Genomic DNA, 10,941 nt, shown 5'->3' on the forward strand with positions numbered 1-10,941 from the left:
CTAACTGCGAAAAAAACATCAAATACCGGAGGCAGGCAGGATGGAAAAAGATTTGACGAAACGATTGGCCCAATATGTTGTTGACGCCGGCTATGAAACGGTTCCGGCTGAAGTGATTTACGCTGCCAAACGGTGTTTAATCGATTGGCTGGGGGTTGCCCTGGGGGGGTCTTCGCATCCGGGGGTCGACAGTCTGCTTAGCGTCGCCGAAAGGGTTGGCTGTTCGAACCAGGCGACAATTATCGGGAGAAAGCGGAAAACCGATATATTGAATGCCGCCATGATTAATGGGTACATGTCTCATGTGCTGGACTATGACGATACCAATTTGGTGAGTTTTGTACACCCGAGTGCGCCTGTCTGGCCGGCGATTTCCGCTTTAAGCGCAACGATGACCGTAAGCGGCAAAGCGGCCTTGCTGGCGTTTGTTCTGGGATATGAAACGGAAAACCGGATTGGGAGCGTTCTCTTCAAACATCACGAAGAACGGGGTTGGCATATGTCCGGAATGGTGGGTGGTTTCGGGGCTGCCGCCGCCGTTGGAAAGATAATGGCGCTGAATGGTTCGCAGATGCGCCAGGCGTTTGGAATTGCTGCAACCTATGCCAGCGGACTGCGTGAAATGTTCGGCACCATGTCGAAATCGCTGCATCCCGGCAAGGCGGCCATGTCCGGGCTTTATGCGGCCCTGCTGATCCAGGCGGGTTTTACCAGCTCTGAAAATGTCCTTGAAACACCCCGGGGATTTTTTGCGGTGAATGCCGGAGAGTATCACCTCGAAGCGGTGCTTGCCGACATCGGTAAAAACTTCGGGATTTTGGAAAACAGCGTAAAGCCGTATTCCTGCGGCGTTGTGATTCATCCCACGGTTGACGGCATCATCAGCCTGCGAAACCGGGAAAAGATTCAACCCCAGGAGGTACTGAAAATAGAGGCTGAAGTTCATCCGATGGTGCCGGATGTCACTGGAAAAAAAACACCGAAAACGGGCATCGACGGCAAATTCAGCATCTACCATTGTATGGCGGCGGCGTTGGTGGACGGCGCCTGCGGTCCGGATCAATTTTCCGATGAGCGGGTCTATGCGGCTGAAATCGTATCAGCCAGAAAACGGACATCCCTCAGGGTGAATCCGGACTTTCGTCATGAAGAAGCACGCGTCGTCATCTATCTTGAAAATGGGAAAAAATTCGAGGCACATGTTCCCCACGCGAGCGGGACACCCCGAAATCCGGTTACGGATGGACAGCTCTTTCACAAATATATGAGTATGGCGGGGAAAGTAATCGGTGCGGATAACGCCATGGCATTGGCAGATAAAATCTGGATGCTGGAAAAAATTGATGATTTCCAAAAAATTATCGCTCAAACCGCGTCCGATCGGGTTTGATTGTCAATATTAATATTACGCAGACTGCAAATGAGGCTGCAAGGAACAGCCAGATAAAGCGGTAGTCTCCAAAAGTGTCATAGGTCCAGCCGGCCAGAAACGGCCCTGAAATCCTGGCGACGGTGCCGATGCCCGCCATGATGCCCAGAATGGACCCCAAAGACGCCCGGCCAAAGTATTCCCGCATGGTGGCGTCCCGTAGCGGGGCCGCCCCCCAGGACAACGGAAAGAAAATCAGAAAGGGAATGATCAGCCAGGCCACATGAACGAAAGAGAATGATAAAAGACTGATTCCGCCAAGGGTGTATGCCAAAGCCAGAACATGATTTTTGCTGTAGTTATCCCCCAGCCAACCGAAAAGCAACCGGCCGACGATGCTTAACACCGGTGTTAACGTTGCCACAAAAGCGGCTTTTGACCGCGATATTCCCATGCTGCTTAAATAGGGCAGGATATGGGTAATGAGGGCCGTCATGGCCATCAAGCGGATTGCGTCGGCAATGCTGATGTGCCAGAAGGCCCTGGACCTGATGGCATCTTTAATAGCGAAGTCCCGGTCCTGATCCGTTGTCGCGACGGCATGAATATCAGGTGACTTTCCGTCCAGGTGCAAGCCGTATTTTTCCGGGCTTTGGCGGATGATGAATATGAGGGGGATTCCAAACAGCCACATGCCCACACCCAGGATAACGAAAGTGGCTCGCCACTGATAATAATTGATGAGCATCACGGTTATTGGGACCAGCAGGCCGCCGACGCCGACGCCCGCAGATATAATGCCGAGGGCTTTGCCCATATCTTTCTTGAACCAGTTCGCCACTGCGGGCACGATTACCGGCCAGGTGCAGGCGCTGAAGCCGATTGAAAGCACCACCGTTGCCCCGTAGAACGCGGGGAGTGAGTTGGTTAAACTGAGAAGAATCAATCCCAGACCCATTGTAAAGACGCCGCTGAATAGTAATTTCCTGGCGCCCACCCGGTCGACAAGAAAGCCCATCACAGGCGCAAAGATTCCCTGCTCCAGGCCGCGAATGGAAGCGGCAACCGAGATAGCCGTATAACTCCAGCCGAATTCTCTGGATATGGGTTCAAAGAAAGCCGTAAAATTCAATATCACCGCGCCGCTGGTATAGAAGGTGATAAAGAAGCAGACCAAAACGATCCACCATCCATAAAATATTTTTTTCACCCGTCAACTCCTGAAGGAGACGCCGATTTTCAGCCAAAGTTCATCGACTGCCTTAAATTGGGCTATTCAAAAAAACGCCCCCGGTTACAATATAGCGGTTGTTAAAAAAACGTTCCGTTATCCCAATGTATTTTTTCTACAATCGCTTATACCGCAATTCATTGTTTCGGAAACTTAGTATGGAAAGCGGTATAAAATTTAAAAAACGACGGTTTGCCAAAAAGGTATTGACAAACGATTGTCGACAATCTACTTATAATTCATCCCGCCTTATTTTTAAAGGTTAATCTTATGAAAAAAATTATCAATCATAAAAGTCTGTCAGAATATATTTTCCAGGATCTGGAAAATAAAATTATTAACGGCTCCCTGAAACCGGGCCAGCGGATTATTGAGGAGGAGCTTTGCCGATCATTTGGCGTGAGCCGGTCCCCGGTGCGGGAAGCCCTGCGGATACTGGAAAGCCAGGGTTTTGTCCAGCGAGAGCCGCGCAGGGGCGTATCGGTTACGAAAACAACATTAAAAGAAGCCGAGGATATTTATACCATCAGGGCCAGGCTGGATAGCCTGGCTGTTTATCTTGCCATAAAAAAAAACAAACCGGGTGTGATCCGGAAATTAAAAAAACTGCACGAAAAGATGATTGCCGTTGCCGAACAGAATAACGTGAATGAGTACTTTAAGCTGAACCGGAGCTTCCACGATATGATTTCTCAGGAAAGCGATAATCAGCAATTGATGAAACTGCTGGAAACATTTGACAAGCAGACCATGCGCTATCGGCGCATGGTTGTCCGTGCACCGGGATGGATGAAAGATTCCATTGAAAACCATGCGGCGATTATTCAGTGGTTTGAATCCGGCGACCTCGACAATGCGGAAAAAAACAGACAGAGCGCGATCCTGAGCCACGTTCGGCAAAGATTTACACGAAAAACTGCTGAGGAGGATAAAGATGAAAATTGATCCGGAAAAATGCATTTCGTGTTTGGAATGCATCGATTACTGTCCCATGAAGTGCATCCTTGAAGGAGAAGAAGCAACCTATATGGACCAGGATGAATGTGTTGAGTGCGGGGTCTGTCTGCGGGCTGCGGTCTGCCCCACCGAGGCCATTTACATGCCGGAGGAGGCATTCCAGTATCCGCGCTCGATCCGAAGAGAATTCAGCGATCCGGCGGTTCAGTATCCCACCCTGAAACAGGGCGGACGCGGCACCGAGGAAATGAAAACCAATGATGTAACCGGCCGCTACCGCCGGGGTGAATACGGCATGGCCCTGGAGTTCGGACGTCCCGGCACCGGCACCCGGATATCCGAGATTGAAAAGGTATTGAAAGTGCTCCTAAAAATGGATGTCGAGGTTGAAAAGAGCAATCCGGTTTTCCTGCTCTTAAAGGATGAAGCAACCGGAGAAATGAAACCCGAAGTTCTCAATGAAAAGGTGCTGTCGGCCATTCTGGAATTTAAAATTACTGAGAATCAACTTGAGGACGCTGTTAACACGCTGCGTCCGGTCCTGGCAGAAGTCGATACGGTTGTTTCCTGGGGTCTGGCCACGCGTTTTGCGTCGGACGGAACCCTGCCGGTAAGGTCCCGGCTGGCCCAAATCGGTCTTCCGGCAAGACCCAACGCCAAAATCAACATGGGCATGGGTCGTCCCATCGTGGAAGCGTAAGGAGGTTTTTATGAGTCATTCGCTACACCGTAACGGAACAGAAGAAAATCTGCAGAACGATTATACCTTTTATGCCAGGGCCTCCCGCTGGGTCAATCGGGAAGGGTGCGGACCGAAATTGCGCAAGATTTTAGAGATCATTCTTTCGGAAAAACCGGTGAATTTCGGTTCCAGTCAGGCCGGAAAAAACGCCAAGGCGGGACTGGATCCCGCTGAATATGCAAAAACCCTGGACAAAGCCTACGGGGTTGCCTGTTGCTTTTCAGATAAAAAATCCATCAAAAGCGCACTGGTCAAATTAAAAGAAGCTGATACAGGCATCTCCATCGTAACCGGCGGTTTGATTGACGAGATTGTCGCAATTGCCGAAGAAATAGGCATAAAACCGCATACAGCCTTTCTGTCGCTGGGCATACACGGGAAAAAGGCCCTGCTTCCCGAAGCGCAAGTCCTGGAAATGACGACCATGTGTGGCCACGGGTTGGTTTCTTTCAAATTATCCAAAGCCGTGATCAAAAAAGTGCAATCCGGTGAAATGAGTCCGGAGGAAGGGGCCACCCTTCTGGCGCAGCCGTGTCCCTGCGGGATTTTTAATTCGGACCGCTGTGAAGCGCTGCTGCAACAATGTCAAAAAAAAGAATGATGAAGATTTTATCACAAAGACTTTGAGACAAGGCACCTGTGAACAAAAAAACGCAAAATCCCCGGGAATTGACGATTAATGCGGCCACCCGCAAGATGCGCGAAGGCGACTTGACGGCCTTGGAACTGGCGACGTCCTGTCTGGAAAGAATTCAGGCACGGGAAGACACGGTTCATGCCTGGGTTGAAGTATATGAAGAAGCGGCGCTGTCGGAAGCCCGGCGCTGTGATGATGAATTGCGTGCCGGGAAATGGCGTGGGGAGCTCCATGGCATTCCCATCGGCGTCAAAGATATCATTGACGTAAAGGGAACGTGGACCCGGGCCGGTTCGCCCATTTATCCGGCGCAACTGGCGGCTGAGGACGCGCCGGCGGTTAAACGCCTCAGGGATGCGGGCGCCATCTTTTTGGGAAAGACGGAAACCACCCCCTTTGCCAATAATGATCCGACCATTACCTGCAATCCCTGGAATCCGGACCACACCCCGGGGGGCTCCAGCAGCGGATCCGCTGCCGCAGTTGCGGACGGGATGTGTCTGGCGGCCCTGGGGACCCAGACCGGCGGATCCCTGCTGCGGCCGGCGGCTTACTGCGGCATCGTCGGCTTGAAACCGACCTATGGGACGGTCAGTGTTGAAGGCGTGGTCCCGAATTCGTGGAGTCTGGACCATGTCGGAGCGCATACCCGCTGTGTTCCGGATGCTGCGATCCTCTGGCATCTTATGAAAGATATGGCGCTGATTCCTTTTGCCCGCCGCCCGCTGCCGCACAAGGTTGCCGGACCCCCAAAATCCGAAGACGGTATGCGATTGGGATTCCTTCAAGAATTTTTCGAGACGGAAGCTGACGAAGCGGTTCGGTCGCACCTTTCAGCAGTTAGAGACAAATTCAGGGAAGCGGGCGCTGCCGTCGTCGATTTGAAGCTGCCGGATTCTTTTACCTGTCTCAAAGAGGCCTGGAGCATGATCAAAGAACCGGAGCTTACCGCTTATCACGGTCCGATGTTTGGCCTCCATGGCGATCAATATCCGCCCAATATCAGGAACAGAATCGAGCTGGGTTTAAAGATTTCCGCCCATACCCATGTGTCGTTTCTTCACAAAAGGATCAGATTCCAGGAAGATATGGCCGCGCTCCTGTCCCGGGTGGATGCGGCCTTTATGCCGAGCGCCCCGTCCACGGCGCCTAAAGGACTCGCTTCAACGGGATCAAGCATATTTAATCAGCCCTGGAGTGTCGCCGGATTTCCGGCCATGTCCATCCCCTCCGGTAGGGATGGCAGCGGTCTGCCGTTTGCGATCCAGCTGGCAGCCCAACCCCTGGCAGAGGATGGGCTGATGAAAGCGGCCGCCTGGTGTGAAGGCGTCCTTGGGTTTGACGCGGGCCCGGCGGTGTAGCGTTCCACTTAAACGTAGGCCTGGGAACGGCGATGCGTAAAAACCGTGTTTTAGATTGAGAGCGGCAACTTGACCGAACTTTTCTGAAAAGGAGGTGATGTAAAAATAATAATAGCTGTATGATAGCCAACCGCAACGTAACATAAATGAAAAAAGGAGGAAGTTATGCAACGGAAAATTTTGTCCAGTGTATTGGCAATCATGTTTTGCGTCGGCGCCATGATCATCACGCTTGACGCAAAAGCCGAATACCCCGACCAGCCGATTGAATTTGTCGTCCATTCTTCACCGGGCGGCGGCAGCGACCTGTTCAGCCGGACCGTGGCCCATATGCTTGAAACACAAGGGCTGGTCAAACAGAAAATAAACGTCAATAATCGAACGGGCGGATCCGGTACGGTGGCCATGAATTATATGAAAAGCAAAGCCGGCTCTGCGTATGTTCTGATGCAGTTCACTTCGTCTCCCCTTTCTACCATGATACGCGGAACGAGCAAGATGAAACTAGAGGAGATCACCTTTCTGCCGATGATGACCATGGATGTGAACATGGCCTGGACCCGATCGGAGTCTAAATTTAACGACATGAAAGAGGTGATCGCATATGCCAAGAAACACCCGAATGGGGTTTCGGTTGCGTACGGCAGCACGGCCGGCTCAGAGCACATCTGTGCCCATCGGATCTCAAAAGCGGCCGGGGTAAAATTGAATATGGTCGGCTTTGGCGGCGGCGGACCGGCTGCGGTTGCCATGCTGGGCGGACATGTCGATTTTTCGTTCGGAAATCTGGAAGAACAGATGGGGCAGCTCGAGGCCGGTAAAGTAAAATCGCTGGGCACCATGACCCCGGAAAGACTCTCGCAGATGCCGGACCTTCCGACCATGTTGGAACAGGGGATTAACGCCACCTTTATCCAGCCGCGCGGATTCTGGGCGCCGCCGAATATGCCCGACTATGCGGTCAAATTCTGGGAAGATGCACTCCTTAAACTGTATAAAAGCAAGGGGTTCCAGGATTTTCTTAAAAAGTCGTATATGGAAGGCGCGTATATGACATCTGCCGACACCAAGGTGTATATCACCAAATTTCTGAAAGAGCTCAAAGTGGACGTTGATGAGCTGGGCGCGTTTAAAAAGAAAAAATAACATGATTCACGAAGATCCCCGGTCAGGAGGAAGATGTTATGAGAAAAGGAGATAGAGTGTTTTCAATATTTGGCATGGGCCTCAGTCTCTGGTTGATACTCGAGGCACTGCAATTCGACTACTTGTCAGAATTTGGACCCGGACCCGGTTTTGAACCCTTCTGGCTGGGGATTTTTTTATCAATACTTTCGATTTTTTTGTTCGTAAACACGTTTCGCAGGCGGGGTGATAAAGAGTACGAAAAACCACGCCTGCCGGGGTGGAAATCCCTGGGTCGGATCGGGATTATCCTGCTGTTGATCGCCGGATTTGCCTTGAGTTTTAACACGCTGGGGCTTCTCATTACCGTATTTTTATTCGTAGCGCTGATACTGTTTACCCTGGAAAAAGTCGGCATTCTGAAAAGCATATTTTACGGGATCGTTTTCAGCGGATTTGTTGTTCTCATTTTCAGCTACTGGATGGATATCAATTTCCCCAAAGGCTTTTTAGGAATTTAAAGGAGAGGAAAAAATGGATATTTTTACTAGCTTGATGCAGGGTTTCGACACGGTGCTGACCCCGTTCAATCTATGGATGGCGACCATTGGCTGCTTTTTCGGAACCATCGTGGGGATTCTGCCCGGTCTCGGGCCGAGCGCAACCATCGCCATACTCCTGCCGCTGACCTTTGGAATGAATGCCACTTCGGCCATGATTATGATGACATCGATCTATTACGGCGCCAAGTACGGCGGATCCACAACCTCTATCCTCGTAAATGTTCCGGGCGAAGGAGCTTCCGTGGTAACGACATTTGATGGCTACCAGATGGCGCGCCAGGGGCGCGGCGGGGTTGCCTTGGGGATTTCCGCGATCGGATCCTTCTTTGCCGGCATCGTCGGGACCTTCGGGCTGATTTTTGTTGCGGTGCCTTTGGCGGCTTTCAGTCTTAGATTCGGTCCGGCGGAATACTTCAGCCTGATTGTGATGGGGATGCTGACCATCGTTTTTGTGGGCGGGAAATCGATAACCAAATCATTAATGAGCGCCGTTATCGGTCTTGCCCTCGGTACGGTCGGTTCGGATATTGTGCAGGGCGCCCCCCGGTTTGTCTACGGGGTGCCCCAGCTGACGGACGGCATTTCTTTTGTCACGGTCGTCATGGGGGTGTTCGGTATCGGTGAAGTTCTGGTTTCCGCCGAAGAACACCTGAAAATGAAGACGGTCAATGTGAAATTTAAAAATTTATGGCCCACCATTAAGGATGTGATGGATTCAAAATGGGCGATCATCAGAGGCACGGTGGTCGGATTTTTGGTGGGCGCTCTCCCCGGTGCCGGGTCGACCATTGCGTCGTTTATTTCTTACGGCGTTGAAAAAGGCGCGGCCAAGGACCCCTCGCGCTTCGGCAAGGGCGCCATCGAAGGGGTTGCCGGGCCCGAGGCTGCCAACAACTCGGCCTGTTCCGGCGCCATGGTGCCCCTGCTGGCCCTCGGCATCCCGGGCTCAGGCGCGACGGCGGTCATGCTGGGCGCCCTGATGCTCTATGGGCTAAGACCCGGCCCCATGCTGTTCACCACCAGCCCGGATTTTGTATGGGCGCTCATTGCCAGCATGTTTATCGGAAATATTATTTTGATCATCATGAACCTTCCCATGGTCCCTCTGTTTGCGTTGAGCCTGCGACTTTCATACAGCTACCTATATCCGGCCATCCTCCTGATCTGCATCATCGGTGCATATTCCCTGAACATCAATGTGTACGATGTATGGGTCATGTGGATCTTCGGCATATTCGGATATTTCATGAAGAAATACGATATTCCCGGAGGGCCTATGGTTATTGCGCTGGTTCTGGGCCCCATGCTGGAGTATAGCCTCTATCAGGCGCTGGCACTGTCGCTGGGCGATATTTCCACTTTTTTCACCCGCCCCATTTCAGCGACTCTGTTGGCAATAGCAGCTTTAATGGTCATAGGAGTGTCCTTCAAGACCGTGAGATTGAAACGAACCATGCTTGAAGATGAAGATGAATAACCACCCCAAAACGGCTAAATAGGAGACTTAGATGCTGATTGATAAGGAAACGTGTATCGGATGCGAGGACTGTCACCCCTATTGTACGGTGGGAGCGATTTCATCGGTTGAATGGGAAAGCGGTAATGTCAGCGAGATCGACCAGGCCGAATGCGTGGAGTGCGGCGCCTGCTTTAAACGCTCCGGTGTCTGCCCGGTGGATGCGATTTACATGCCCAAACTGGAATGGCCGCGTTCGTTGCGGGAACCATTCAGCAATCCCGATGTAAAGCACCCGTCCACCACCGGTCAGGGACGGGGAACCGAGGAAATGAAAACCAACGAAGTGACCGGTCGATATACGTACGGAATGGCCGGGGTTGCCATTGAAATGGGTCGTCCGGGAGTCGGTACCTCTTTTCATGATATCCAAACGGTTTGCATGGGGCTGGCAAAATTAGGCGTTGAATTTGAGCCCAATAATCCGTTAATGGAACTGATGGTAGATAAAACCACAGGCAAAATAAACCCGGAAGTATTAAACGAAAAAGTGCTTTCCGCGATTATTGAATTTAAAATCTCAAGTGATCGATTAAAGGAAGCCCTTATCGCTGTTCGGGAGGTTTCAACACAGATTGACACGGTTTTTTCGCTGGATTTGATTAGCCGCGTTGATTCTGATGGAACCATGCCCAACCTTGCCATTGCTGAGGAAGCCGGATTTACACCCAGGCCGAATACGAAGACGAATGTGGGGCTCGGACGCCCCCTGTTTAAGGAGGCATAGCATGACGCACACGCTGCATCGCAGAGGAAAAACCGAAGATCTTCAAGAGGATTTTGTGCTGCTGATCCGGATATCCCGGGGGATTAACCAGGAGGGGTCTGAAGAAAAAATGCAGCAGATTTGGGAGGTCATTTCCCATTACGAAAAGGATCTGGTGAATTTTGGAAACCACAATCCCAATTGGGGAGATGGTGAGCTATACGACATGGAAGCTTTGAAGAAAGCCAGCAGCAGGATTATACACGTGGTTTTCAAAGACCGGGATAAACTCAAAGCCTGCCTGAAAGAGATAAAAGAACGGGATTTCGGCATCTCAGTAGTCGTATCCGGGTTGTATGAAGAAACCAAGAAAATCTGTTCTGAAATCGGTCTGGCGCCCCACACCGTCAACAACTCTTTGGGGATTCACGGGAATGTCGACCGGCTTCCGGGTGAGGATGTTCTGGAGATACACACCATGTGCGGACATGCCATGGTTTCCTCCAATCTGATTCAACATATGGTTAATAAAATCGATGAGGGTGGCATCACTTGTAAAGGCGCAGCCAAGAAACTGACCCGAATGTGCGATTGCGGCATATTCAATACCTATCGGGCGGAAAAACTGTTAAGCCGAATGACTTCCAATAAACCCAGTTAGGGCTTACGCAAAAATTAATTCACATTTTCACTGGAGCAATTGAGTAGTTCCAGTTAGGCCGTTGTGTGTAATG

11 protein-coding genes are annotated in these 10,941 nt (G+C 51.3%); 10 read left to right on the top strand and 1 reads right to left on the bottom strand.

The features are described from left to right. Positions 1-40 precede the first annotated feature (40 nt). Positions 41-1,390 (top strand): MmgE/PrpD family protein, encoded by a 1,350-nt coding sequence (locus P1P89_20120; protein ID MDF1593821.1) that lies wholly within the window; start codon positions 41-43, stop codon positions 1,388-1,390. On the opposite strand, the gene P1P89_20125 is transcribed toward P1P89_20120, so the two are convergent. Continuing rightward, positions 1,359-2,579, bottom strand: coding sequence for an MFS transporter (locus tag P1P89_20125; GenBank protein ID MDF1593822.1), 1,221 nt, complete (start codon positions 2,577-2,579; stop codon positions 1,359-1,361). The two genes, P1P89_20120 and P1P89_20125, sit on opposite strands and share 32 nt — an antisense overlap. A 291-nt stretch (positions 2,580-2,870) precedes the next feature. On the opposite strand from P1P89_20125, the gene P1P89_20130 reads away from it, so the two are divergent. The 9 genes from P1P89_20130 (at position 2,871) to P1P89_20170 (ending at position 10,868) form a co-directional block, all read left to right on the top strand. Beyond that, positions 2,871-3,545: a GntR family transcriptional regulator gene (locus P1P89_20130; protein MDF1593823.1), complete on the top strand. Its 675-nt coding sequence runs from the start codon at positions 2,871-2,873 to the stop codon at positions 3,543-3,545. Further along, positions 3,535-4,257 (top strand): ferredoxin family protein, encoded by a 723-nt coding sequence (locus tag P1P89_20135; GenBank protein ID MDF1593824.1) that lies wholly within the window; start codon positions 3,535-3,537, stop codon positions 4,255-4,257. The genes P1P89_20130 and P1P89_20135 overlap by 11 nt, the downstream gene beginning before the upstream one ends. A gap of 10 nt (positions 4,258-4,267) precedes the next feature. After that, positions 4,268-4,900 (top strand): hypothetical protein, encoded by a 633-nt coding sequence (locus P1P89_20140; GenBank protein ID MDF1593825.1) that lies wholly within the window; start codon positions 4,268-4,270, stop codon positions 4,898-4,900. Between the two features lie 38 nt (positions 4,901-4,938). Then, complete coding sequence (locus P1P89_20145) at positions 4,939-6,297, top strand: amidase (protein MDF1593826.1); 1,359 nt, start codon at positions 4,939-4,941, stop codon at positions 6,295-6,297. Positions 6,298-6,462: 165 nt separating this feature from the next. Beyond that, positions 6,463-7,443 (top strand): tripartite tricarboxylate transporter substrate binding protein, encoded by a 981-nt coding sequence (locus P1P89_20150; protein MDF1593827.1) that lies wholly within the window; start codon positions 6,463-6,465, stop codon positions 7,441-7,443. A gap of 38 nt (positions 7,444-7,481) precedes the next feature. Continuing rightward, a complete protein-coding gene (locus P1P89_20155; protein ID MDF1593828.1) occupies positions 7,482-7,943 on the top strand; it encodes a tripartite tricarboxylate transporter TctB family protein in 462 nt (153 codons plus the stop codon). Between the two features lie 13 nt (positions 7,944-7,956). Next, positions 7,957-9,462 carry a tripartite tricarboxylate transporter permease gene (locus tag P1P89_20160; GenBank protein MDF1593829.1) on the top strand — a complete coding sequence of 502 codons (1,506 nt, stop codon included), beginning with the start codon at positions 7,957-7,959 and terminating at the stop codon, positions 9,460-9,462. Between the two features lie 31 nt (positions 9,463-9,493). Further along, on the top strand, positions 9,494-10,228 hold the full coding sequence (locus tag P1P89_20165; protein MDF1593830.1) for a 4Fe-4S binding protein: 735 nt from the start codon (positions 9,494-9,496) through the stop codon (positions 10,226-10,228). A 1-nt stretch (position 10,229) separates the two neighbouring features. Beyond that, positions 10,230-10,868, top strand: a complete 639-nt coding sequence (locus P1P89_20170) for a hypothetical protein (protein MDF1593831.1) — start codon at positions 10,230-10,232, stop codon at positions 10,866-10,868. Positions 10,869-10,941: the final 73 nt, after the last annotated feature.

It is taken from the genome of Desulfobacterales bacterium (assembly GCA_029211065.1).
Taxonomy (GTDB): Bacteria; Desulfobacterota; Desulfobacteria; order Desulfobacterales; family JARGFK01; genus JARGFK01.